General features: G+C 65.2%; 17 protein-coding genes and 1 tRNA gene. 13 read left to right on the top strand and 5 right to left on the bottom strand.

Annotated features, from left to right (window positions below; all coding sequences use genetic code 11):
- Positions 1-13: 13 nt before the first annotated feature.
- The 7 genes from B2R83_RS08925 to B2R83_RS08895 all read left to right on the top strand — a co-directional run bounded on the left by B2R83_RS08925 (position 14) and on the right by B2R83_RS08895 (position 9,665).
- Positions 14-463, top strand: coding sequence for a hypothetical protein (locus B2R83_RS08925; RefSeq protein ID WP_292040239.1), 450 nt, complete (start codon positions 14-16; stop codon positions 461-463).
- Complete coding sequence (locus tag B2R83_RS08920) at positions 457-1,305, top strand: phytanoyl-CoA dioxygenase family protein (RefSeq protein ID WP_292040237.1); 849 nt, start codon at positions 457-459, stop codon at positions 1,303-1,305. The genes B2R83_RS08925 and B2R83_RS08920 overlap by 7 nt, the downstream gene beginning before the upstream one ends.
- Positions 1,306-1,434: 129 nt before the next feature.
- Positions 1,435-3,804, top strand: coding sequence for a M1 family metallopeptidase (locus B2R83_RS08915; RefSeq protein ID WP_292040235.1), 2,370 nt, complete (start codon positions 1,435-1,437; stop codon positions 3,802-3,804).
- 83 nt (positions 3,805-3,887) lie between these two features.
- Positions 3,888-6,263: a M1 family metallopeptidase gene (locus tag B2R83_RS08910; RefSeq protein ID WP_292040232.1), complete on the top strand. Its 2,376-nt coding sequence runs from the start codon at positions 3,888-3,890 to the stop codon at positions 6,261-6,263.
- Positions 6,263-6,781 carry a DUF6702 family protein gene (locus tag B2R83_RS08905; RefSeq protein ID WP_307189209.1) on the top strand — a complete coding sequence of 173 codons (519 nt, stop codon included), beginning with the start codon at positions 6,263-6,265 and terminating at the stop codon, positions 6,779-6,781. Before B2R83_RS08910 ends, B2R83_RS08905 begins: the two co-directional genes overlap by 1 nt.
- Positions 6,781-8,847, top strand: coding sequence for a TonB-dependent receptor (locus B2R83_RS08900; protein WP_292040228.1), 2,067 nt, complete (start codon positions 6,781-6,783; stop codon positions 8,845-8,847). The genes B2R83_RS08905 and B2R83_RS08900 overlap by 1 nt, the downstream gene beginning before the upstream one ends.
- Before the next feature lie 47 nt (positions 8,848-8,894).
- On the top strand, positions 8,895-9,665 hold the full coding sequence (locus tag B2R83_RS08895) for a 2OG-Fe dioxygenase family protein (protein ID WP_292040226.1): 771 nt from the start codon (positions 8,895-8,897) through the stop codon (positions 9,663-9,665).
- A gap of 208 nt (positions 9,666-9,873) precedes the next feature.
- Here B2R83_RS08895 and B2R83_RS08890 read toward each other — a convergent pair whose 3' ends face one another.
- Complete coding sequence (locus tag B2R83_RS08890; protein WP_292040224.1) at positions 9,874-10,842, bottom strand: DUF1800 family protein; 969 nt, start codon at positions 10,840-10,842, stop codon at positions 9,874-9,876.
- A gap of 139 nt (positions 10,843-10,981) precedes the next feature.
- Here B2R83_RS08890 and B2R83_RS08885 point away from each other — a divergent pair, with 139 nt between their 5' ends.
- Together B2R83_RS08885 and B2R83_RS08880 are read left to right on the top strand one after the other, a co-directional pair.
- Positions 10,982-12,166, top strand: a complete 1,185-nt coding sequence (locus B2R83_RS08885) for an efflux RND transporter periplasmic adaptor subunit (RefSeq protein ID WP_292040222.1) — start codon at positions 10,982-10,984, stop codon at positions 12,164-12,166.
- A gap of 13 nt (positions 12,167-12,179) precedes the next feature.
- Positions 12,180-15,302 (top strand): efflux RND transporter permease subunit, encoded by a 3,123-nt coding sequence (locus B2R83_RS08880; RefSeq protein WP_292040220.1) that lies wholly within the window; start codon positions 12,180-12,182, stop codon positions 15,300-15,302.
- Positions 15,303-15,451: 149 nt separating this feature from the next.
- On the opposite strand, the gene B2R83_RS08875 is transcribed toward B2R83_RS08880, so the two are convergent.
- On the bottom strand, positions 15,452-16,297 hold the full coding sequence (locus B2R83_RS08875) for a DUF883 family protein (RefSeq protein WP_292040218.1): 846 nt from the start codon (positions 16,295-16,297) through the stop codon (positions 15,452-15,454).
- 422 nt (positions 16,298-16,719) lie between these two features.
- On the opposite strand from B2R83_RS08875, the gene B2R83_RS08870 reads away from it, so the two are divergent.
- The 3 genes from B2R83_RS08870 (at position 16,720) to B2R83_RS08860 (ending at position 20,303) form a co-directional block, all read left to right on the top strand.
- Positions 16,720-17,886 carry a DUF2325 domain-containing protein gene (locus B2R83_RS08870; protein WP_292040216.1) on the top strand — a complete coding sequence of 389 codons (1,167 nt, stop codon included), beginning with the start codon at positions 16,720-16,722 and terminating at the stop codon, positions 17,884-17,886.
- 92 nt (positions 17,887-17,978) lie between these two features.
- Positions 17,979-19,043: an acyltransferase family protein gene (locus B2R83_RS08865; RefSeq protein ID WP_292040214.1), complete on the top strand. Its 1,065-nt coding sequence runs from the start codon at positions 17,979-17,981 to the stop codon at positions 19,041-19,043.
- A 198-nt stretch (positions 19,044-19,241) separates the two neighbouring features.
- Positions 19,242-20,303, top strand: coding sequence for an acyltransferase family protein (locus B2R83_RS08860; protein WP_292040212.1), 1,062 nt, complete (start codon positions 19,242-19,244; stop codon positions 20,301-20,303).
- Positions 20,304-20,370: 67 nt separating this feature from the next.
- Here the strand turns inward: B2R83_RS08860 and B2R83_RS08855 are convergent.
- From B2R83_RS08855 to pepN, 3 genes are all read right to left on the bottom strand, one after another.
- Positions 20,371-20,446: transfer RNA gene (locus tag B2R83_RS08855), tRNA-Thr, on the bottom strand.
- A gap of 98 nt (positions 20,447-20,544) precedes the next feature.
- Positions 20,545-21,546 (bottom strand): class 1 fructose-bisphosphatase, encoded by a 1,002-nt coding sequence (locus B2R83_RS08850; RefSeq protein ID WP_292040210.1) that lies wholly within the window; start codon positions 21,544-21,546, stop codon positions 20,545-20,547.
- Between the two features lie 29 nt (positions 21,547-21,575).
- Positions 21,576-24,221, bottom strand: coding sequence for an aminopeptidase N (gene pepN, locus B2R83_RS08845; protein ID WP_292040208.1), 2,646 nt, complete (start codon positions 24,219-24,221; stop codon positions 21,576-21,578).
- Positions 24,222-24,415: 194 nt separating this feature from the next.
- Here pepN and B2R83_RS08840 point away from each other — a divergent pair, with 194 nt between their 5' ends.
- The gene (locus tag B2R83_RS08840) at positions 24,416-25,081 is read left to right on the top strand and encodes a DUF4136 domain-containing protein (RefSeq protein WP_292040206.1); all 666 of its coding nucleotides are present in this window, start codon (positions 24,416-24,418) and stop codon (positions 25,079-25,081) included.
- The last annotated feature ends 34 nt before the right edge of the window (positions 25,082-25,115 follow it).

Genomic DNA, 25,115 nt, shown 5'->3' with positions numbered 1-25,115 from the left:
AAGGAGCCCTGCCATGCCGCTTTCCCCCGCCGCCAATTGCCGCATCGTGCGCGCCAGCGCCATCTACGACCTGCTCCTCACCGCCGCCTTTGCCACGCCGTGGACCTTCGCCCTCGCCCATGGCCAGATCTCGTCCTTGAACCTGGCGTTGGGCGGCGCGGCACTGCCGGGCTTTACGCCTTTCCATATGCTGTTTGCCTGCCTGATGGGCAGCGTGGTGCTGGTGTGGTCGCTGCTGCGCATCCTCGAGCCGACGCAGCGTTTGGGGCGCTTCGACGGCATTGCGCGTTTCCTGTTCTCGCTGTGGATGGCCTGGTGCCTGGCGCTGACCGGTGCGCCGGTGCTGTGGCTGTTCGTGGTGCCCGAATTCGCCTGGGGCGTGGTGCAGTGGTGGCCGGTCCGTGGACAGGAAGACGGGCAGCGCTACAATGGCGTTTTGTCCCGGACCTCCCAAGCATGCTGACCACTGAACAGCGCGAGCAGTACAGGCGCGACGGCTTCCTCGTCATCCCCGATTTCAAGAGCATCGAAGAAATCGCCGCCCTGCGCCGGCGCGCCGAGGAAATCGTCGACGCCTTCGATCCAAGCGAATCGCGCGCCATCTTCACGACCAAGGACCAGGCCCGCGCCAGCGACGCCTGGTTCCTCGGCTCGGACAACACGGTGCGCTGCTTCTTCGAAGAGGAAGCCTTTGGCCCCGACGGCCAGCTGCGCCAGGCCAAGGCGCTGTCGATCAACAAGATCGGCCACGCCATGCACGACCTCGACCCGGTCTTCGACGCCTTCACGCGCGACCCGAAGCTGGCCGCGGTGGCGCGCGACCTCGGCCTCGAGCAAGCGCAGGTATGGCAGTCGATGTACATCTTCAAGCAGCCCGGCATCGGCGGCGAGGTGCGCTGGCACCAGGACGCCACCTTCTTCGACAGCGACCCGATCACTGTGACCACCTTCTGGTTCGCCCTGGAAGATGCGACCGTGGACAACGGCTGCCTGTGGGCCGAGCCGGGCGGCCACCGCGGCCCGCTGCGCGAGCGCTTCCTGCGCGATGGCGACACGATCACGATGGAAAAGCTGGACAACACGCCCTGGCCAAATGACAGCACCGCGGTCCCGCTGGAGGCCAAGGCCGGCACCCTGGTCTGCTTCCACGGCCTGCTGCCGCACTACAGCGCCCCGAACCGCTCGCCGGTGTCGCGCCACGCATTCACCCTGCATGCCACCGATGCGCGGTCTGTTTACTCCCCGCGCAACTGGATCCAGCGCGGGGACGATTTCCCCGTGCGCGGCTTCGATCCGCACGAATAAGACACAGTTTCAGCCCGGGTGGGGATGCATATGCATCATGTATCAGCTTTTTTACAAATCCACTGAGCAATTGATAATTGGTAAAGCTAGAATAGTTTTTCCTATACCAATTAAAATTCCAGGGGAAATATGATACGTCTGCCCATCGGACTAGCCGCGCTGTGCCTCAGCGCCACGGTTTTCGCAGCACCGCCTTTCGACGACAAATTCCGCCAGCTCGACGAACTGCTGCCGACGCCGGGCGCCGTGCGCACCGCGTCGGGCGCGCCGGGCCACGCTTACTGGCAGCAGCGCGCCGACTACACGATGCGCGCCACGCTCGACGAGAACAAGCGTTCGCTCACCGGCTCGGGCACCATCACGTACCACAACAACTCCCCTGACACGCTGAAGTACCTCTGGCTGCAGCTGGACGAGAACATCTACAAGCCGGATTCGGCTGCCCGCAGCACCGCCACCCTGCCCTCGCGCGAAGCCTGGCAGGCGCGCGGCAACGACGGCGTGAAGTTCGACGCCCTGCGCACCCTGTTCACCGCGCGCGATTTCGACGGCGGCTTCAAGGTCGCCAACGTGCGCGACAGCGGCGGCCGTGCGCTGAAGTACACCATCAACGGCACCATGATGCGCATCGACCTGCCGCAGCCGCTCAAGCCGGGTTCGCGCGTGTCGTTCAGCCTCGACTGGAACTACAACATCAACGAGCAGAAGGTGCTCGGCGGCCGTTCCGGCTACGAGAAGTTCGACGACGGCAACGACCTGTACGAGATCGCCCTGTGGTTCCCGCGCATGGCGGCCTACTACGACGTCTATGGCTGGCAGCACAAGCAGTTCCTGGGTTCGGGCGAGTTCACGCTGGAATTCGGCGACTACGACGTGCGCATCACCGTCCCGGCCGACCACATCGTGGCGTCCACCGGCGAACTGCAGAACCCGAACGAGGTCCTGACCGCCACCCAGCGCCAGCGCCTGCAGCAGGCCAAGACCGCCAAGAAGCCGGTCATCATCGTGACCCAGGCCGAAGCCGAAGCCGCCGAGAAGGGCCGCGCCACCAACACCAAGACCTGGCACTTCAAGGCCAAGAACGTGCGCGACTTCGCGTTCGCGTCGAGCCGCAAGTTCATCTGGGATGCCCAGGGCATCAAGTCGGGCAACACCGACGTGATGGCCATGTCCTACTATCCGAAGGAAGGCAACCCGCTGTGGGAGCGCTACTCGACCCACGCGATCATCCACACCATCGAGCAGTACAACAAGTATTCCTTCGACTATCCGTACCCGGTCTCGATTTCCGTGAACGGCCCGGTGGGCGGCATGGAATACCCGATGATCACCTTCAACGGTCCGCGTCCGGTCAAGGACAAGAAGACCGGCGAGCTGACCTACTCGAAGCGCACCAAGTATGGCCTGATCGGCGTGATCATCCACGAAGTCGGCCACAACTACTTCCCGATGATCGTCAACTCGGACGAGCGCCAGTGGACCTGGATGGACGAGGGCATCAACTCCTTCGTGCAGTCGCTGGCCCAGGAAGCCTGGGAAGAAGAATGGGATGAGATGCGCGGCCATCCGCGCACGATCGTTCCCTACATGCGTTCCCAGAACCAGGTGCCGATCATGACGAACTCGGAGTCGCTGCTCCAGTTCGGCAACAACGCCTACGCCAAGCCGGCCGCCGCGCTGAACGTGCTGCGCGAGACCATCCTGGGCCGCGAGCTGTTCGACTTCGCCTTCAAGGAATACGCCGAGCGCTGGAAGTTCAAGCGCCCGACCCCGGCCGACTTCTTCCGTACCATGGAAGACGCTTCGGGTACGGACCTCGACTGGTTCTGGCGCGGCTGGTTCTACACCACCGACGCGGTCGACATCAGCGTGGACGGCATCACCGAGTACACCGTGAGCAGCAAGGATCCGGAAGTCGAGAAGGCCTGGGCGCGCGCACGCAAGCAGGAAGAACCGATCTCGATCACCGACCAGCGCAACAAGGGCATGGAGCGCCGCGTCGACCGCTTCCCGGAGCTGAAGGACTTCTACAACGAGAACGACGACTTCACCGTCACCAACAAGGACCGCAACAAGTTCAACGAGACCATGGCTGGCCTCGAGGACTGGGAAAAGGCCCTGCTCAAGGAAGGCAAGCGCCTGTACCTGGTGGACTTCTCGAACAAGGGTGGCCTGGTGATGCCGCTGATCGTGGAGATCACGACCCAGAGCGGAAAAAAATACATCGAGCGTATCCCGGCCGAAGTGTGGCGCTACTCGCCGAAGAAGATCACCAAGCTGTTCGTCACCGACGAGCCGATCGTGAGCCTGGTGCAGGACCCGTACTGGGAGACCGCCGACATCGACGTGAGCAACAACGCGTGGCCGGCCAAGGCAGTGCCGTCGCGCCTGGAACTGTTCAAGTCCGAGCGTGAGCCGGCGAACAACCTGATGCGTGACTTCAACACCAAGCTGGCCCCGCCGAAGGCGGCAGGCCAAGAGGCGCCGAAGGCCGAGTAACACGCTCTCGACCCGTCATCACCGGCAGGGCTGCGCGCCCTGCCGTTTCTTTATAGAGCAAGCGCATTAATATTCAATCACGCATGAAAATGAAACAACTGCAGGCCGTGATCGCCACCCTGTTCCTGGCCAGCGCCGCCCACGCCGCCCCGGCCTTCGATGACAAGTTCCGCCAGCTCGACGAACTGCTGCCAACCGCCACCGACACCCGCACCGCCTCCGGCGCCCCGGGCCACCGCTACTGGCAGCAGCGCGCCGACTACCGCCTGCGCGCGACGCTCGACGAGGATAAGCGCGCCGTCCTAGGTGCCGGCACGGTCACTTATTACAATAATTCGCCGGACACGCTGTCCTATCTGTGGGTGCAGCTGGACCAGAACATGTTCCGCGCCGATTCGGACAACCGCCGCATCTCCACCCTGCCCTCGCGCGAAGCCTGGCAGGCGCGTGGCAACGACGGCGTCAAGTTCGACACCTTGCGGTCCACCCTCGCACAGCGAGGCTTCGAGGGCGGCATCCAGGTCACCAGCCTGACCGGCAGCGATGGCCGCGCCTTGCGCCACACGGTCAACAAGACCATGATGCGCATCGACCTGCCGCAGCCGCTCAAGCCGGGCGCACGCGTGTCCTTCAACATGGCCTGGACCTTCAACATTCCCGAAGCGAACGTCGTCGGCCGCCGCACCGGCTTCGAAAAATTCGACGACGGCAACGACATCTACCTGACTGCCCAGTGGTTCCCGCGCATGGCGGCCTACTACGACGTCAAGGGCTGGCAGAACAAGCAGTACATGGGCGACGGCGAATTCACGCTGGAATTCGGCGACTACGATGTGCAGCTGACCGTCCCGGCCGACCACGTGGTCGCCTCCACCGGCGAGCTGCAGAACGCGAACGCGGTCCTGAGCGCCGTCCAGCGCCAGCGCCTGGAGCAGGCTCGCAGCGCCAGGAAACCGGTCATCATCATCACCCAGGCGGAAGCGGAAGCCGCCGAGAAGGGCCGCTCGAAGGCGACCAAGACCTGGCACTTCAAGGCCAAGGACGTGCGCGACTTCGCCTTCGCCTCGAGCCGCAAGTTCATCTGGGACGCCCAGGCGATCAAGAGCGGCAACAAGGACGTGCTGGCAATGTCCTACTATCCGAAGGAAGGCAACCCGCTGTGGGAGCGCTACTCGACGGCTGCCGTGATCCACACCATCGAGCAGTACAACAAGTATTCCTTCGACTATCCCTACCCGACCGCGATCTCGGTGAACGGCTCGATCGGCGGCATGGAATACCCGATGATCTCGTTCAACGCCGGCCGCCCGGTCAAGGACAAGAAGACCGGCGAACTCACCTATGCGAAGAGCACCAAGTACGGCCTGATCAGCGTGATCATCCATGAAGTCGGCCACAACTACTTCCCGATGATCGTCAACTCCGACGAGCGCCAGTGGACCTGGATGGACGAGGGCATGAACAGCTTCCTGCAGTTCCTGGCCGAGGAAGCCTGGGAAGACAACTACCCGTCGCGCCGCGGCGAAGCGCGCAACATCGTCGACTACATGCGCAGCACCAACCAGGTGCCGATCATGACCAATGCCGAATCGACCATCCAGCGCGGTAACAACGCCTACGCCAAGCCGGCCGCCGCACTGAACATCCTGCGCGAAACCATCCTGGGCCGCGAATTGTTCGACTTCGCCTTCAAGGAGTTCTCCGAGCGCTGGAAGTTCAAGCGCCCGACCCCGGCCGACTTCTTCCGTACCATGGAAGACGCTTCGGGTACGGACCTCGACTGGTTCTGGCGCGGCTGGTTCTACACCACCGACGCGGTCGACATCAGCGTCGACGGCATCACCGAGTACACCGTCAGCAGCAAGGATCCGGAAGTCGAGAAGGCCTGGGCCCGCGCACGCAAGCAGGAAGAACCGATCTCGATCACCGACCAGCGCAACAAGGGCATGGAGCGCCGCGTCGACCGCTTCCCGGAGCTGAAGGATTTCTATAACGAGAACGACGACTTCACCGTCACCAACAAGGACCGCAACAAGTTCAACGAGACCATGGCTGGTCTCGAAGACTGGGAAAAGGCCCTGCTCAAGGAAGGCAAGCGCCTGTACTTGGTGGACTTCTCGAACAAGGGTGGCCTGGTGATGCCGCTGATCGTGGAAATCACGACCCAGAGCGGGAAAAAATACATCGAGCGTATCCCGGCCGAAGTGTGGCGCTACTCGCCGAAGAAGATCACCAAGCTGTTCGTCACGGACGAAGAGATCGTGAGCCTGGTGCAGGACCCGTACTGGGAGACCGCCGACATCGACGTGAGCAACAACGCGTGGCCAGCCAAGGCGGTACCGTCGCGCCTGGAACTGTTCAAGACCGAGCGCGATCCGGCAACGGGCAACCTGATGCGCGATGCGAAAACCAGGCTGGCGCCGGTCAAAACGCCTGACGCGGCAAAGAAAGCCGAGTAATGATGATATTCCGCCTGAAGCCTGCCTTCAAGGCGCTGTTCGCCGCCGCCCTGCTGTTTCTCAGCACGGCGGCGGGCGCGCACCGCTTCCACATGGGGATCACCGAGGTCGCGTTCAATCCGCGCACCGGCAGCACGGAGATCGTCCATACCTACATGGCGCACGACGTCGAGGCGCTCCTGATGAACCTGTACGGACGCCAGTTCGACCTGGGCGATCCGGAAGACCAGGTGGTGCTGCGCAAGTATGTCGAAGAGCGCTTTTTCCTCAAGGGCGAGGACAAGGCGCGCCTGCCGGTGCGCTGGATCGGCATGACCGCCGATTCGCAGAGCGTGGTCATCTACCAGGAACTGGAGAACGCGCCGCTATCCAAGACCGCCGCGATCCACCAGGGCGTGCTGATGGACTTCCTGCCCGACCAGGTCAATACCGTCAACCTCAATAACGCCGGCGCGATCCGCTCGCTGACTTTCACCCAGGCTGCCGTCGAGCAGCCAACGCAAGAGAAACAACCCTGATGCTTCGTTCCAACCGTACTGTGCTTGCCGGCGCCATCGCCGCGCTGTTCCTCCATGTCCCGGCCCTGGCCGACGACTTCGTCCTGCAGCGCGTCCTCGTCGAAGGCTCGCGCACCAGCCAGATCGGCATGACCGATTCGGCCAGCTCCGGCACCGTCGGCGCCAAGGACCTGGCCAACCGCACCGTGTACCGCCCCGGCGAGCTGCTGGAAGCGACGCCCGGCCTGATCGCCAGCCAGCACAGCGGCGAAGGCAAGGCCAACCAGTTCTACCTGCGCGGCTTCAACCTGGACCACGGCACCGACCTGGCCACCTGGGTGGACGGCATGCCGGTCAACCAGCGCAGCCATGCGCACGGCCAGGGCTGGACCGACCTGAACTTCCTGATCCCGGAAATCGTCACCCGCCTCGACTACCGCAAGGGCCCCTACTCGGCCACGGACGGCGACTTCGCCTCGGCCGGCAAGGCCTCGATCGCCTACGCCAACCGCCTGGTGTCGCCGCTTGCCGCCGTGACCGTCGGCCAGGACGCGTACGCACGCACGGTGCTGGCCGCCTCGCCCGAGCTGGCCGGCGGCAACCTGCTGTACGCGCTGGAACTGATGAAGAACGACGGCCCGTGGACGCGGCCGGACGGCTACCGCAAGATCAATGCGGTGCTGCGCTACAGCCGCGGCTATGCCAACAACGGCTGGACCGTCACCGCCATGCACTACCGCGGCCACTGGAACGCCACCGACCAGATCCCGCTGCGTGCGGTCGCCGGCGGCCAGCTGGGACGTTTCGACACCATCGACCTGAGCGACGGCGGGCAGGCCGAGCGCAGCAGCCTGTCGGGCAGCTGGCGCCGCACCACCCAGGACACGGCCAGCAGCCTGAGCGCCTACGCGATCCGCAACAAGGGCGAGCTGTATTCGAACTTCACCTATTTTCTGAACGATGCGGTGAACGGCGACCAGTTCGCCCAGCCGGACCGTCGTGTGACCACGGGCCTGGACGGCAGCCACACCTGGCACGCCTACAAGCAGGGGGACATCGCCTCGGACATGACCGCCGGCTTCCAGCTCCAGAACGACAACATCTTCAACGGCTTGTACGACACCCGCGCGCGCCGGCGCATTGCGACCACGCGCGAAGACCACATCGTCGAGGGCAGCGCCGCCGTCTACCTGGAAAACGCCACGATGTGGAGCAAGGCGCTGCGCACCGTGGTGGGCCTGCGCGCCAATGCCTACCGCTTCAGCGTCGACGGCGACCGGCCTGAGAATGCCGGCCGCGCCCGCGACAAGCTCGTCACGCCCACGCTGAGCGTGGCCTACGGGCCGTGGTCGCACACCGAACTGTATTTCAACTACGGTCACGGCTTCCACAGCAACGACGCGCGCGGCACCGTGGCGACCGTCGATCCAAAGACGCTGGATCCGGTGGACCGCACCCCGGGCCTGGTGCGTTCGCGCGGCGTGGAGCTGGGCCTGCGCACGGTGGCGATCCCGAAGACCGAGACCACGGTGTCGGTGTACCGCCTGGACTTCGATTCCGAGCTGACCTACATCGGCGACGCCGGCAATACCGAGGCGGGCGATCCGAGCCGCCGCTATGGCGTCGAGCTGTCGAACAGCGTGCGCGCCAACAAGTGGCTGACGCTGAACTTCGACGCGGCCTACGCACGGGCGCGCTCGCGCGGCGGCAACCCGGACGGCGACCGGGACGCCGGCCGCCGCATCCCTGGCGCCGTCGAAGGCGTGGCCCAGGCCGGCCTGACCGTCGACCGCGCGGGTCCGTGGTCGGGCGCCCTGCGCCTGCGCTACTTCGGCCCGCGTCCGCTGATCGAGGACGACAGCGTCCGCTCGCGCCCCAGCCTGACGCTCAACGGCCGCGTAGGCTACCGTCTCGGCAAGGACATGCGCATCGAGCTGGAAGGCTTCAACCTGACCAACCGGCGCGATTCGGCGATCGACTACTACTACGCTTCGCGCCTGCCGAACGAGCTTGATGCGGTCGACGACATCCACTTCCACCCGATCGAGCCACGTTCCTTCCGACTCAGCTTTACAAAGAACTGGTAATTGCCCGTGGTCATGCCGGCAGCATCGAAACCTGCTACGCTACCCGGATGACCACACCTGAACTACCCTACACCGCTCCGTCGCAGCTGACGGAAGCCATCCGCAGCGAGGGCTATGCCCTGCTGCGTCCGCAAGATGTCGCACGCCTGGCCGGCTGCTCACTCGATGAGCTGCAGTCGCTGGTGCCGAGCTGGGACCGGCTCGAACTCGACAACTACCTGAAGGACGGCGGCCGCTACCGGCGCCGCCGCCACTCCTGCTTCATACATGAGGAAGAAAGCCGCGACGACGCCAGCCACGCGCTGGTGCAGGTGCCGCACCGGCCGCACTGGCAGCCGGTCGAGTACAACGCCCTGCACGGCGGCATGCACCGCCTGTTCGAACCGGTCGAGACGGCGACCATCGCGAACCCGGCCTGGGGCCGCCTGCTGCGTGCATTGGGCGACGTCTGCTCCAGCGTGCGCGGGCGCCAGACCTGGTACGTGGAAGCGCACCAGTTCCGCATCGATACCGCCGACGGCATCGGCCGCCCCACGCCGGAAGGCGCGCACCGGGACGGCGTCGATTTCGTCGCCGTCATCCTCATCCAGCGCACCGGCATCAAGGGCGGGGAAACCCGGGTCTTCGAGGCCGATGGACCGGCAGGCAAGCGCTTCACGATGCTGGAGCCGTGGACCCTGCTGCTGCTCGACGATGCGGCCGTCATCCATGAGTCGACGCCGATCCAGCCGCTGGGCGAGCATGGGCACCGCGATACGCTGGTGCTGACCTGGCGCGCCGGGTCCTTCCAGGGCGCGGACGTGGCGCAGACCGACTGAAGGCGCAAAAAAAGCGCCCGCGAACCTTGCGGCTGGCGGGCGATAATCCAATTTTCGGAGAAAACTGGAGGAGACGGTTCCAATATAACGCGATTTATTGTGCAGTGCAATACCGTAGAATTACGTAATCAAAATTCGACGGGAAGCGTTTCCAGAAAATGACACTTCGCGGCATTTTTTTGCGCTGCGCAATACTCGCTTCCCGGTATCAATAACGTAGAAATTTCGGGTCGAGCAGGAGCGCTCGCAAGCGCTCGGGCTGCGCCGGCTGGCTGCGAGCCGCCGCCATCGCGGCGGCGGAGGGCGTCGGCGCCGCCATCAGCACCGGCCCTGGCTGGGCTACCGTCCCCTGTGACACCTCGCCGGCGACGCCGGCACGCAGCGGCGGCGCCGACGACGCGTACTCGTGCGGCTGCACCGGCGCCATCGCCAGCGCCAGCCTTCCAGCTGCCAGGCGCTCCACGAATTCGGCACGGTCTGCATCCGACAGCGGCGCACGCACGATGGCCATCAGAGGCGCCACATTGTCCACCGCCAGGCCGGATGCCCGGACTGCCGAGGCCACGAAGCGGAACCCATCCTTCTCCTTGCTGTTCCACTGCGACGGCGCCAGGAACTCGGGACTGGTCAAGAGCTGGCGCAGCACCGCGCGCTGGTCTCCGCCCGTGGCCTCCCACACCCGCCATGTCGACCCTTGCAGACTGGTGGAAGGCGCGGAGACGAAATGCCGCAGCAGCGCTTCCATCGCAGCCCGTTCGCTGTTCTTCCCGCGCGCATGCTCCCCGAGCGCCGCACGCAGGTCGGCATGGCGGCCCAGCACGTGCGGACGCAGCGCCGCGTCTGCGCCCTCTTCTTTCTTGAAGTAGTCGAGCCAGAAGCGCACCAGCACTGCTTCCAGCTGGCGCGGGCTGGCGATGGCGCGCAGCAGCGCCGCTTCGGGCGCGGGCAACGTGCGCAGCCGTGCCTCCAGGCGCGGCGGCATCGGCGGCGGCGCCAGCTGGCCGTCCACCCAGGCCTGCACACCGAGTGCACGCACCCGCGCCACCTCGCCCGGCGCCGGGCCGTAGCCCAGGCGGTTCAGCAGATGCCGCGCCAGCCCGTCGTCGAGCGGGGCGGCAGGCTGCGCATGGACGACGCCGCCGAGGAGCAGGCAAAACAACAGGATGAGGACTCGCATTCCGACTTTATATACCCACACAGGCTCCCTTGCTGCGCCGTTTGGTAAGTCTTTGTAAGAACGTAAACATACGAATCAGCCCGCACCGGATTGCAATTTTGCTACACTTAACAGCTTGAACCAAAGCCGATTGAAGAAGATGCCAACCCTCCGCCGTCTGCCCCAGAATATCCCCGTTCCGCTGCTGGCCATCGCCGGCGCAACGCTCTGTTTTGCCCTCGCGCTGGCCGTGCCGAAGCGCGCCACCGCCAAGGACGAGAAGCCGGCCGCGCCGACGCCCGCGCTCACCGTGACCACCGGCCAGCCGTCCACCACCACCGTGCCGGTGGGCTTGACCGCCAACGGCAGCGTCGCCGCCTGGCAGGAAGCCGTCATCGGCAGCGAATCGAACGGCCTGCGCCTGAGCGAAGTGCGGGTGAACGTGGGAGACGTGGTCAAGAAGGGCGAGACCCTGGCCGTGTTCGCCAGCGAGACCGTGCGCGCCGACGTCGAGCAGGCGCGCGCGGCGCTGCAGGAAGCCCAGGCCAACGCCAGCGCCGCCAGGGCAGACGCCGACCGGGCGCGCGCCCTGCGCAGCTCCGGCGCGCTGAGCGAACAGCAGGTCACCCAGCTCCTGACCGCAGAACGGACTGCCGCCGCGCGTGTAAGCGCCACCCGGGCGACGCTGTCCCAGCAGGAACTGCGCCTGCGCCAGGCCACCGTGGTCGCCCCAGACAGCGGCATCATCTCTAGCCGCAGCGCCACGGTCGGCGCCGTCACCGGCCCGGGCACGGAGCTGTTCCGCATGATCCGCCAGGGCCGCCTCGAATGGCGCGCCGAAGTCACCTCGAATGACCTGGGCCGCATCAAGCCGGGCATGCGCGCGGCGGTGCGCGCCGCCAGCGGCAGCGAGATCGTCGGCAAGGTGCGCACCGTGGCCCCGACCGTCGACCCGCAGACCCGCCTGGCGCTGGTCTACGTCGACCTGCCGCCTTCGCTCTCGGCCAATGCGCCGCTCAAGGCCGGCATGTTCGCCAGCGGCCGCTTCGAACTGGGCGCCACCAGCGCCCTCACCGTGCCGCAGCAGGCGCTGGCGGTGCGCGACGGCTTCAGCTATGTGTTCCGCCTGAACGGGGACAACCGCGTGAGCCAGCTGAAGGTCAGCACCGGCCGTCGCCTGGGCGATCGGGTCGAGATCGTGGGCGGGCTGGCCGCAGGCACCCCGATCGTCATCAGCGGCGCCGGTTTCCTGAACGACGGCGATCTGGTGCGCAATGTGCCGCCGCCGGCCGCGCCGGCGAAGGCGGCGCTGGCTCCGGCGCCGCGCCAGACCGCGGCACGCTGAGCGGAGCACCCCCATGAACTTTTCCGCTTTATCGATCCGCAACCCGATCCCGGCGATCATGCTGTTCGTCCTGCTCACGGTGGCGGGGCTGCTGGCCTTCAAGGCCAGCAAGATCCAGGACTTTCCGGACATCGAACTGCCGATCGTGACCGTCGCCGCCACGCTGGAAGGCGCGGCGCCGGCCCAGCTCGAGACCGAGGTGGCGCGCAAGATCGAGGATTCGGTCGCCACCCTGCAGGGCGTCAAGAACATCTATACCAAGGTGCTGGACGGCGTGGCCACCGTCACCATCGAATTCATCCTGGAGAAGGACCTGTCCGACGCGGTCAACGACGTGCGCGACGCGGTGGCGCGGGTGCGTGCCGACCTGCCGCCCGAGATGCGCGAGCCGAGCGTGACCAAGGCGGCCACCGCCGGCCGCGTGGTCGCCACCTTCACGGCCGAAGCGAGCAAGACGGCCGGCAGCGCGATGGACGACCAGGAACTGAGCTGGTTCGTCGACAACGACGTGGCCAAGCGCCTGCTGAGCGTGCCCGGCCTGGGCGCGGTCAAGCGGGTGGGCGGCGTGACCCGCGAAGTCCGGGTCGAACTCGACGACCAGCGCATGGCGGCGCTGCGGGTGTCGGCGCTGGACATCTCGCGCCAGCTGCGCAACGTGCAGCGTGAAGCGCCGGGCGGACGCGGCGACGTCAGCGGCGCCGAGCAGTCGGTGCGCACCATCGCCACCGTGCAGTCTGCGCAGGAACTGGCGCAGATGGATATCCCGCTGCCGGACGGCCGCCACGTGAAGCTCGGGCAGGTCGCCACGGTCCTTGATACCGTGGCCGAGCCGCGCTCGATCGCCGAGCAGGACGGCCGCAAGGTGGTCGGCTTCGAGGTGTTCCGCACCCGCGGCGCAGGCGAGGTGGACGTGGCCGAAGGCGCGCGCGCCGCGGTGGCCCAGCTGCAGAAGGAAAACCCGAGCGTGGTGCTGCGCGAGGTGATCGACAACTCGGGACCGGTGCAGGAAAACTTCGACGCCTCGATGGAGATGCTGTACGAAGGCGCGGTGCTGGCGGTGCTGGTGGTGTGGTGGTTCCTGCGCGACTGGCGCGCCACCCTGGTGGCCGCGGCCGCGCTGCCGCTGTCGGTCATCCCCGCCTTCCTCGGCCAGTACCTGTTCGGCTACACGCTCAACATGGTGACCCTGCTGTCGCTGGCGCTCGTCATCGGCGTGCTGGTGGACGATGCGATCGTCGAGATCGAGAACATCTCGCGCCACCTGCGCATGGGGAAAACCCCGATGCAGGCGGCGCTGGAAGCGGCCGACGAGATCGGCATGGCGGTCATCGCCACCACCTTCGCCCTGGTCGCGGTGTTCCTGCCGACCGCCTTCATGGGCGGCATTCCCGGAAAGTTCTTCAAGCAGTTCGGCTGGACCGCAGTGATCGCGATCCTGGCCTCGCTGGTCGTGGCGCGCCTGCTCACGCCGATGATGGCGGCCTACATCCTCAAGCCGTCCAAGCACCACGGCGAAGAGAAGGACGGCCCGCTGATGCGGCGCTACATGACGGCCATGCAGTGGTGCCTGCGCCACCGCATGGCGACCGCGATCGGCGCCGCCGTCTTCTTCTTCGGCTCGATCGCACTGGTGCCGCTGCTGCCGACCGGCTTCGTGCCGCCGGCCGACCGCTCGCAGACCATGGTGACGGTGGAACTGCCGCCCGGTTCGACCCTGGCCGAGACCCACGCCGTCGCCGAGCAGGCGCGCCTGGCGGCCATGCAGGTCGAGGGCGTCAAGGGCATCTTCAGCTCGATCGGCGGCGGTTCCAGCGGCGACGCTTTTGCCCCGGGTGCGGCGGCGGAAGCGCGCCGCGCCGTGCTGACCGTGACCACCGTCGACCGCCACGACCGCGACGTGGGACTGTCCGAGATCGAGCGCGCACTGCGCGTCAAGATGTCGCAGATCCCGGGCGCGCGCTTCAACGTCGGCGCCCCCGACACCGGCACCAAGCTGCAGCTGGTGCTGCGCAGCGAAAACCCGGAACTCCTGACCACGACAGCGCGCCAGGCCGAGCGTGAACTGCGCACCCTGCAGGGCATCGGCAACGTCAGTTCCAGCGCCTCGCTGGTGCGGCCCGAGATCATCGTGCGCCCGGACTTCGCGCGCGCCGCCGACCTCGGCGTGACGGCCGCCGCCATCGGCGAAACGGTGCGCGTGGCCACTGCCGGCGACTACGACATCTCGCTGTCCAAGATGAACCTGGACGAGCGCCAGGTGCCGATCCGCGTCAAGCTGCCGGACGCGGTGCGCGCCGACCTCGATGCGCTGGGCCGCCTGACCGTGCCCGGCTCGCGCGGACCGGTGCTGCTGGCCAACGTCGCCACCATCACGGTGGAAAGCGGTCCGGCCGAGATCAACCGCCTGAACCGCACCCGCAACGTCACGCTCGACGTCGAGCTGCAGGGCCGCTCGCTGGGCGAGGTCAATGCCGAGGCGCGCGCCCTGCCGGTATTCCAGAAGCTGCCGCCGGGCGTGCAGATCGCGGAACTGGGCGACGCCCAGGAGATGCAGGCGCTGTTCGCCAGCTTCGGCGTGGCGATGCTGATCGGGGTGCTGTGCATCTACGGCGTGCTGGTGCTGCTGTTTAACGACTTCATGCAACCGGTGACCATCCTGGCCGCGCTGCCGCTGTCGATCGGCGGCGCCTTCGTGGCCCTGCTGCTCACGCAGAACGCGCTGTCGATGCCGACCATGATCGGCCTGATCATGCTGATGGGGATCGTGACCAAGAACTCGATCCTGCTGGTCGACTATGCGATCCTGGCGCGCGAAGCGGGCATGAACCGCTTCGACGCCCTGGTCGACGCCTGCCACAAGCGTTCGCGCCCGATCGTGATGACCACCATCGCCATGGGCGCCGGCATGATGCCGCTGGCGCTGGGCCTCTCGGGCGACCCCAGCTTCCGCTCGCCGATGGCGGTGGCCGTGATCGGCGGCCTGATCACCTCGACCTTGCTGAGCCTGCTGGTGGTGCCGGCGGTGTTCACTTACGTGGATGACTTCGAGCACTTCATGAAGCGCCAGATGGGACGGATGCGCCGCAAGCAGGTGGCGGCGCCGGTGAAGGAGCCGGCGTCGGATCCAGTGAAGTGAGGCCATGCGTAGGGTGGTCGGCTCTGCCGACCGCGCGTCCAGCTAGTGCCTGAATAAAAATACGGTCGAACGGAGCAAGCTCAGTTTGAACGAAAAAACCCCGGCAGGGCCGAAGCCCGCCGGGGTTTTTATTTGATGGCTTGCGCCGATCAGTCGCGATAGTAGCGGTATTCGCGACGCTCGGTGGTGTCGCTGCTGCTCAGCAGCTTGGCCAGCAGGAAGCCGACGCCAGCCGCGACCAGCAGGGCGGTGCCCGGGTTGGTCTTCACGTACTCGGTGCTCTTGGTCGAGTAGTTCTGGTAGGTCTCGCCCAGCTGGCCCTTGCGCTGGCCCAGGCTTTCCGAGGCGCCGCTCAGCATGCCGCTCAGGCGATCGACGCCGGCGTGTGCGGTGCTGACCAGGCGATCGACCAGCGGCTGCGCGCCTTGTGCGAGCTGGTCGATTTTCTCGTGCGCCTTGTCCGGGGTGATGTTCGACATGGCAGCCTTGATGCCGCCCTGCGACTGGTCGCCGCCCGAGGTCGAACCCGACGATTGTGCGCTGGCGCCGCCCATGCTGCCGCTGCTGCTGGCGGTGGTGCCGGCGCTGCTGCCGGTGGTGCTGCCCGAGGTGCTGCCGCTCGAGCCCAGGGCGCTGTTGCCGCCGGTCGAGCTGCCCAGGCTGCCGCTGCTGCCGGCTGCGCTGGAACCCGACGAGCCGCTCTGCTGGCTGCTGGAGCTGGAGCTGCCCAGGTTGCCCGAGCTCTGCGAGCCGCTTTGCATGCTGCCCGCGTTGCTGGTGCCGCCGACGGCGCCGTTGCTGCTGCCGGTAGCCGGCTTGGCGCTGCTTGGCGAGGCGTTGGCGCTGCCGAGGCTGCCCGACGAACCGCTCTGGCTGCTGCCCGAAGCGCTGCTACCCTGGTTCAGGCCGGAAGTCTGGCTTTTACCAATGCTCGAACCTGCACCCTCGCGGCTTGCGTCGCTGCCTTTTCCCTCGGTAGATTTCTGATTATCCATGATGTATCCCTCGTAAAAATGTAGACCAACGCGATTAGACCGATACCCGACTATCACCACATTCTTCCTCGATTCCGCCTCAAACGGCGCGAGGGACGACGATTGACTGCGCTATCTCAAGACAGAACTTTGTTTCTTGCTCCAGGTCCATTCTCATGAATCGAGACCCGAAGCCAGCGCAAAAGTTCCGCTATTAGCGCAGACGTCCTCGTCGCTGCGTGAGCGGTCGCCTGTGGCGGTCCGAAAACGCGCGCAGTATCGGACACTGCGTCGCGATACAAAAAATACAACAGCCGTGCTCCCGGGACCGTGCGTTGCCTAACAGAGCCGTGCCATCCACGGAGAGGAGGCGAATCCGCTTGCCTTCCACCTCATCTGCGCTATCATATGAATGATAATCATTCTCATTTACAGGAAAAAGCATGTGCGACAAACACGCTCCGCAGGCCGCCGACACATCGCAAGGGGGATCGCGCCGCCGGCGCGTCTGGGAACTCAGCCAGGCCAGCCATTGCCCGCTGGTCGGCGTCGCCCTGCCGTTGCCTGCCCTGCGCAAGCTGGTGGAACGGGTCACGGGCGGCCGGCTGCTGCACGACGACTACGACATCCACGTCGGCGCGGTCAGCGAGTGCGCCCTGCGCAATCCGCTGTCGGAAGCGCTGCAAAAGGAGCTGGAGCGGCGCTACGCCGCCGACGTCGCGCGCTTCCGCTCGGCCAGGACCACGGAGGAAGTGGGCGCACTGTGGGTGCAGGCGGTCGACGTCGGCAAGGTGCCGGGCGCGTTCTGGGCCGCTCTAAGCCATGCGCGCTGCACGCCCGCACTGGAACAGCAGATGTGCCGCGACATCCACATGGTGCAGCACCAGGCCGGCGCCTGCGCCCGTGCCGACATCGACAAGGTCAAGGCCCTGAGCACGGAGCATGCCCGCCTGGTGCGCGAACTGGCCCGGACGCAGGGCCGCTGCCAGGCGCTGTTGCAGGAGAAGAGCGCGCAGGCCGAACGCTACGAGCAGCAGCTGATGGCCGGGCGCGCCGCGCTGATCGCGAAGGACACCGACATCCACCAGTTGCGCTCCGAACTGGCCCGGCTGCAGGCGGAAGTGCCGGAACTGGAGACGCGCCAGCGCCTCGCGAATCGCGTGGCGCAGATGGAGGAACGGGAAGCGGCGCTGCGGGCCCAGGTGGCCACATTGAAAGCGGCACGCAATGTGCCCCCGGATGCACCGGCGCCTGCAGGCGACGCGCCTGCGGACATGCCGGCCGTGCCGACCGAAGTGCCGGTGCGGCTGGTGAACCGCAGCGTGCTGTGCGTGGGCGGGCGCAGCGGCAGCGTGCCGGTCTACCGCAACGTGATCGAGCGCGTCGGCGCCCAGTTCGCGCACCATGACGGCGGCCTGGAAGACAGCGCCGGCCAGCTCGATGCCAGTCTGGCGGCGGCCGACCTGGTGATCTGCCAGACCGGCTGCATCAGCCACCATGCCTACTGGCGGGTGAAGGACCATTGCAAGCGCACGGGCAAGCGATGCATTTTTGTCGACAACCCGAGCGTGTCGAGCCTGGTGCGCGGGCTGAAGGAGGCAGCCCTCTGATCCGTGACGCGGCCGTTCAATCGCGCGACTTTCCTAAAAGTAAACTGGTAACATCGCAATATTTACATTTTACAAACTAGATTGAAAGTTTGATGACGGCACAAAAACTCGTATCTGATCGCATTGCCATGCTCAGGTATCTCATGATCGTCGGCGTAGTTATCCTGCATACCCCACCTTACGTGCCCATCACCGAGATCGGTCCGGGAATCTTCGACTTCATCAAAGCATTTTTCCAGAACGCCGCATTTCGGGCCACGGTACCAGTCTTGACGCTCATTTCCGGCTATCTCCTGTTCCGCTCCGGACTGGACCAGGACTGGAGGCGATTGTTCAACAAGAAGGTACGCACGATCGTCCTGCCCTTCCTCGTGTTCAATCTGTTTGTGCTGGCTGGCGCCCTTGCAGCCCAGCATCTGCTTGGTCTTCGCATGAGCTATCAGCTCATTCCTTTCGATACGCAAACCTGGCTCGATGCTGCCTTCGGAATGTCTGCGTCGCCGATCAACTACCCGCTTAATTTCCTGCGCGACCTGATCGTCCTGATGGTATTCGCGCCTCTGCTGGGTTTCATCCTGCGCAACTGGGCCTGGCCCGGATTCGCGGCGGTGTTTCTCATCTTTTTCAATAATCTGGACGGAACGCTGATCCTGCGCGAGATCATGCCGATCATGTTCTACGTCGGCGGCATGGCGGCGACACGCAACTGGGACCTGCTGGCTCTGGACCGCTACGCCCTTCCCTGCCTGGGACTGCTCGTTGTCCTGTGCGTGTGCGTGGTTCACTTCCAAGTCGGTAACACCACCTATTTCCGCTTCGTCGCCCCTTTCCTCATCTGGTCCGCGGCTGCGCTGCTGCACGATACGCGGCCAGGCCGCTGGCTGCAGTCCCAAAGCAAAGCCAGCTTTTTCATCTTCCTGGCCCATGCGCCTTTGCTGCTGGTGTCGTGGGTGATGTACCAGAAGCTTGGCGACCACATACCTTACCCGCTCTACTGGATTGCGGCACCCGTGGCGATCGTCGCTATCCTGGGCCTGGCCTACCATACGTTCATGCGCCTCTGTCCGCGCCTGTTCGCACCGCTGATCGGCGCCAAGGCGCCAAGCCCGCGAAGCACGGCGCCTTCGCTGGGCGCTCCCGCACGCGTGGTGCCCTGATCCGGAAACCGGAACGGGTCAGCCAATGCGAAAAGGGCCACCCTGTTGGGTGGCCCTTTTCATGTCCTGGTGCCGCTGATCGGAATCGCCCGATGGGCGTCGCATGTCATGCGCGATCGGCTCGGACTGCGTCCCGGAAGCACGATTCATGAGTGCGAAATATTTGCATTTTACCATCCTCTGTAAGGAGGAAAGAAAATGGAACAACAACTGGTGTTCGACCGTATTGCCATGCTCAGATACCTCATGATCGTCGGCGTCGTCATCCTGCATACACCGCCTTACGTGCCGATCGCCGAGACCGGCCCGGACCTGTTCGACTTCATCAAGGCCTTGTTCCAGCACGCCGTATTTCGCGCCACGGTGCCGATGCTGACCGTTTTTTCCGGCTATCTCCTGTACCGTTCCACGCTGGACCAGCATTGGATGCAACTCGTCAGGAAAAAATTCCGCACGGTTGCCCTGCCCTTTTGCGTATTCAACCTGGCCGTGCTGGCTGGCGCATTCATGGCCCAGCAACAGATCGGCCTTCGAATGAGCTATCAACTCGTTCCCTTCGATGCCTCGACCTGGCTCGATGCTGCCTTCGGAATCGGTGCGTCGCCGATCAACTATCCACTGAATTTTCTGCGCGACCTGATCGTCCTGATGGCCCTTGCGCCGCTGTTGGGAGTCGTCCTGCGCAGCCGCCCGTGGACAGGTTTCGCCGTGGTGGCCTTCATATTCTTTAACAATCTGGATGGCGCCCTGGTCCTGCGCGACGTCATGCCGATCATGTTCTACCTCGGCGGGCTGGCAGCGACGCGCCAATGGACACTATCGACCCTTGACCGCTACGCACTTCCCTGCTTTGGGCTCTTTATCGTACTGTGCCTGTGCCTGGTACATTTCAAGATCGGGAATACCACGTATTTCCGCTACATCGCGCCTTTCCTCATCTGGCCCGCGGCATCGCTGCTGCACGATACGCCTGTGGGACATTGGCTCCAGTCCCAGAGCAAAGCCAGCTTCTTCATCTTCCTGGCGCATGCGCCTTTGCTGCTGGTGTCGTCGGTGGCATACCAGGCCTTCGGTGATGACATACCTTACCCAATCTACTGGATTGCGACCCCGGTGGCGATCGTCGCTGCCCTGAGCCTGGTCTACCATCGGTTCATGCGCCTCTGCCCGCGCCTGTTCGCCCCGCTGATCGGGGCCAAGCCGCCAGGCCTGCCCAGCATGGCGCCTACCCTTGGCGCTCCCGCGCGCGTCGTGCCCTGATCCGGAAGCCTGGACGGGTCAGCCAATGCAAAAAGGGCCACCCTGTTGGGTGGCCCTTTTCATGTCCTGGTGCCGCTGACCGGAATCGAACTGGTGACCTTCGCATTACGAATGCGCTGCTCTACCGACTGAGCTACAGCGGCTCTACGCGGGCAATCCCGACGAAGAGCCGTATTCTAGCAAACAACTCCGGCAACTTGCTAGTCCGGCTCGGCAATTTCAAACACTTATTGCCAAAAAATTACTCCGCGTGATAACGGGTGACCAGTTCGACTTCGCTCTTCGAACCGAGGAACACCGGCACGCGCTGGTGCAGGTTGGTCGGCTGGATGTCCATGATGCGCTGCTTGCCGTCGGTGGCCGCGCCGCCGGCCTGCTCGACGATCATGGCCATCGGGTTGGCTTCGTACATCAGGCGCAGCTTGCCCGGCGAGCTGGAATCGCGCATGTCGGCCGGGTACATGAAGATGCCGCCGCGGTTCAGGATGCGGTGCACGTCGGCCACCATCGAGGCGATCCAGCGCATGTTGAAGTCCTTGCCGCGCGCGCCGGTGGAGCCCGCGAGCATTTCGTCCACGTAGCGCTGCACCGGCGCATGCCAGTGGCGCTTGTTCGACATGTTGATCGCGAATTCCTTGGTGGTTTCCGGGATCTGCATGTCGCTCTGGGTCAGCACCCAGGAACCCATTTCGCGGTCCAGGGTGAAGCATTGCACGCCGTTGCCGGTGGTCAGCACGAGCATGGTCTGCGGGCCGTAGACGGCGTAGCCGGCCGCGACTTGCTGGGCGCCCGGCTGCAGGAAGTCCTGCTCGGTCGGTTCGGTCATGCCTTCCGGCGCCTTCAGCACCGAGAAGATGGTGCCGATCGAGACGTTGACGTCGATGTTGGACGAGCCGTCCAGCGGGTCGAACAGCAGCAGGAACTCGCCCTTCGGGTAGCGGCTCGGGATCAGGCGGATGGTTTCCATCTCTTCCGAGGCCATCGCGGCCAGGTGACCGCCCCACTCGTTCGCCTCGAGCAGGATCTCGTTCGAGATCACGTCGAGCTTCTTCTGCACTTCGCCCTGGATGTTCTCGGTGTCGGCGCTGCCCAGCACTTCGCCGAGCGCACCCTTGCTGACCGAATAGCTGATGCGCTTGCAGGCGCGCGCCACGACCTCGATCAGGAGGCGCAGTTCGGCATTGATGTTCTGGTGGAGGCGCTGCTCCTCGACCAGGTACTGCGTCAGACTTACGCGTTTCATTGACTTCCTTTGGTTTGGTTTAAGTTCTTTTAATTGGCCAGCGCTTTGGTGACGATCTCGCGGACGTCGTTCGACAGCCGCTGCTGCCCCGCCACCTGCTGCAGCGCGGTCTTCATGTGCTGCTGCAGTTCCGGCGTGTAGCGGCGCCAGCGGTCCATGGCGCGCGCCAGACGGGCGGCGACCTGCGGGTTGAGGGCGTCGAGCAGGGTCACGTGCTCGGCCCAGAACAGGTAGCCGCTGCCGTTCGGGGCGTGGAACTCGACCGGGTTGTTCATGCAATAGGTCGCGACCAGGCTGCGCGCGCGGTTCGGGTTGCGCAGGTTGAAGGCCGGGTGGCGCATCAGCTCGCGCACCTTGGCGATGTCGGTGGTCGGCGCCGCGGCCTGCATCGCGAACCACTTGTCGACCACCAGCGCCTCGCCCTGGAACTCGTCGTAGAAGCGTGCCAGCTCGGCTTCCGCTTGCGGCGCCCGCGCATGGATCAGGGCACTGAGGGCGGCGGCCCGGTCGGTCATGTTGTCGGCGCCCTGGCACTGGCGCAGCGCCAGCGCGATGGTCTCGTCGTCCGGCGCCGCGTTCAGGTAGGACAGTGCCAGGTTCTTGAGGGCGCGCTTGCCGGCCGACGCCGCATCCGGGCTGTAGGGGCCTGGGGTCTGGTTGGCCTCGTACTGGGCCAGCAGTTCGCCCCGCAGACGCGCGCCGATGTTGGCGCGCATGAACTGGCGCGCCATGTGCACGGCCAGCGGATCGACGGTGTCGAGCTGTTCGGCGATCATGGTTTCGGTCGGCAGCAGCAGCGCCTGCTCGCGGAAGGCCGGATCGAGCGACTCGTCGGTCAGCATCTTGCGCATCGCCTCGATGAATGTATCGTCCAGGCTCAGGCGGCTTGACACCGGCGCCTCGCCGGTGAGCTTGAGCAGGCGCCCCATCGCCAGGCGCTGTCCGGCTTCCCAGCGGTTGACCGGGTCGCTGTCGTGGCTGAACAGGTGCAGCAGGTCGCTGTCGCTGTAGCCGTGCTGCAGGATCACCGGCGCCGAGAAGTCGCGCAGGACCGAAGGGGTCGGCTGCTCTTTCACGCCGGTGAACACGAAGGTCTGCTCGTTTTCCGTCAGTTCGAGCACGGTGGTGGTCCCCAGCTCCTTGCCGTCCAGCGTCAGCGGCATGTCGTTGCCCTCGCGGTCGAGCAGGCCGACGGCCACCGGGATGTGGAAGGGACGCTTCTCCGGCTGGCCCGGGGTCGGCGGGCAGGACTGGAACAGCGTGATGCCGTAGGTCTGCGCGCCTTCGTCGTAGCGCGCCTCGAAGCGCAGCACCGGGGTGCCGGCCTGGTCATACCAGCGCTCGAACTGCGTCAGGTCGCGGCCATTGGCGTCGGCCATGGCCTTGCGGAAGTCGTCGCAGGTGACGGCCTGCTCGTCATGGCGCTGGAAGTACAGGTCCATGCCCTTGCGGAAGCCTTCGCGGCCCAGCAGGGTCTGGTACATGCGCACCACTTCGGCGCCCTTCTCGTACACGGTGACGGTATAAAAATTGTTGATCTCGACAAAGGAGTCCGGGCGCACCGGGTGGGCCATCGGGCCGGCGTCCTCCGGGAACTGGGCCTGGCGCAGGGTGCGCACCTGGTCGATGCGGGTGACGGCGCGGCCGGTCTCGGTGCCGATCATGTCGGCAGTGAATTCCTGGTCGCGGAACACCGTGAGGCCTTCCTTGAGCGAAAGCTGGAACCAGTCGCGGCAGGTGACGCGGTTGCCGGTCCAGTTGTGGAAGTACTCGTGCGCCACCACCGCCTCGATGCCCTGGAAGTCGATGTCGGTGGCCACGCGCGGGTTGGCCAGCACGAACTTGGTGTTGAAGATGTTCAGGCCCTTGTTCTCCATCGCGCCCATGTTGAAGTCGCTGGTGGCGACGATCATGAAGCGGTCGAGGTCGAGTTCCAGCCCGTAGCGCTCCTCGTCCCAGCGGATGCTGTGCTTGAGCGACTGCATCGCGTAGTCGGTCTTGTCGAGGTTGCCCTCTTCGACCCACACCTGCAGCAGCGCGTCGCGGCCGTCGGCCAGCCGGAAGGTCTCTTCCTGGCAGACCAGGCGCGCGGCGACCAGCGCGAACAGGTAGGACGGCTTCTTGAACGGGTCTTCCCACTTGGCGTAGTGGCGGCCGTCGCCCAGCTCGCCTTCTTCCAGCAGGTTGCCGTTGGAGAGCAGCACCGGATAGCGTTCCTTGTCGGCGCGCAGCATGACCGTGTACTTCGCCATCACGTCCGGGCGGTCCGGGAAATAGGTGATGCGGCGGAAGCCTTCGGCCTCGCACTGGGTGAAGAAGTTGCCGTTCGAGGTGTACAGGCCGCTCAGCGTGGTGTTCTGCTCCGGCACGCAGACGGTCTCGATCTCGAGGGTGGCTTCTTCGGGCGCGTTCGGGATGGTGAGCATGTTGCCGTTGATCGCGTAGTCGCGGTCTTCCAGCTGCCGGCCGTTCAGGCGCAGCGCCACCAGTTCGATGTCCTCCCCGTAGAGTTCGATCTCGCGCTGGGCGCTGTCGGGGTTGCGGCGCACCGTCATGCGGTTGGCGACCACGGTACGGGCGGGGTCGAGGTCGAAGCCAAGCTCAACTGTTTCCACCAGGTAGCTCGGCGGGGTATAGTCACTCCGGTAAATCGTCTGGGGCGTATCGGTGCGCATAGGAAGTCCGCAAAAGGCAGGTTGGGATGCTGGCTGAAGTGCTTATTTTACCAACATGATTTTCGGCTGGCCGCTACGTTGCGGTATGTATCGGAATGTGCATGCAGTAACCGCGTGTAAATTAATTCACCTAGTTGCTGAACAGAAGATAATCTAGAGGATAGGAAAAGTCCGTATTCACGAGGGAGAAAGCAATGAAACGCCTGATGATCGCCGCCGGAGCGGCGCTCACGATGCTGCTGACCGGGTGCGCCACCACGATCCGCAGCGATGTCACCACCTTTCACCAGTGGCCGGCACAGATCGAGGACAAGAGCTACGTGTTCGAGGCGCCGCCGGCAGCCGACGACACGCTGGAATACCGCGCCTACCAGGATCTGGTGCGCGGCCAGCTGGCGCGCCTGGGCTTCCGCGATGCCGCAGGCGGCAAGCCGGCGCTGACGGTAGCGATGCGCTTCACCACCACCGAAGTGCCGGTGCGCGTGGTCGAGCCGATCACGCCCTTCGCCCACCCGTTCGCCTCACCGTTCTACCGCCCCTACTACCATCCGGCGCGGCGCTTCGGCTACCGCGGCCTGCACCGTCCGTACTGGGGCGGTTTCTACAGCAGCCCGTTCTACGATCCGTTCTGGAGCCCGGCCTACCAGGTCTCGATCGAGCACCGCTACCGCCGCGAACTGCAGGTCGGGATCAAGTCGGCCAGCGACGGCAAGCGCCTGTTCGACGTCACCGTGCACAACATGAGCCGCGAGCTGTCGACGCCGGCGCTGATGCCGGCCCTGGTGCAGAGCGCCTTCGAAGGCTTCCCGGGGCCGTCGGGCGTGGCGCGCAGGGTGGAACTGAAGCAGCAAAACGGCTGACACGCCAGCTGCAGACGAGGACGGGGCCGCAAGG

This window comes from Massilia sp. UBA6681, assembly GCF_002454935.1.
In the GTDB taxonomy this organism is placed as follows: domain Bacteria; phylum Pseudomonadota; class Gammaproteobacteria; order Burkholderiales; family Burkholderiaceae_D; genus Telluria; species Telluria varians.
The sequence above is the reverse complement of the archived record's forward strand: the minus strand, read 5'-3'. Positions and strand labels throughout refer to the sequence as shown.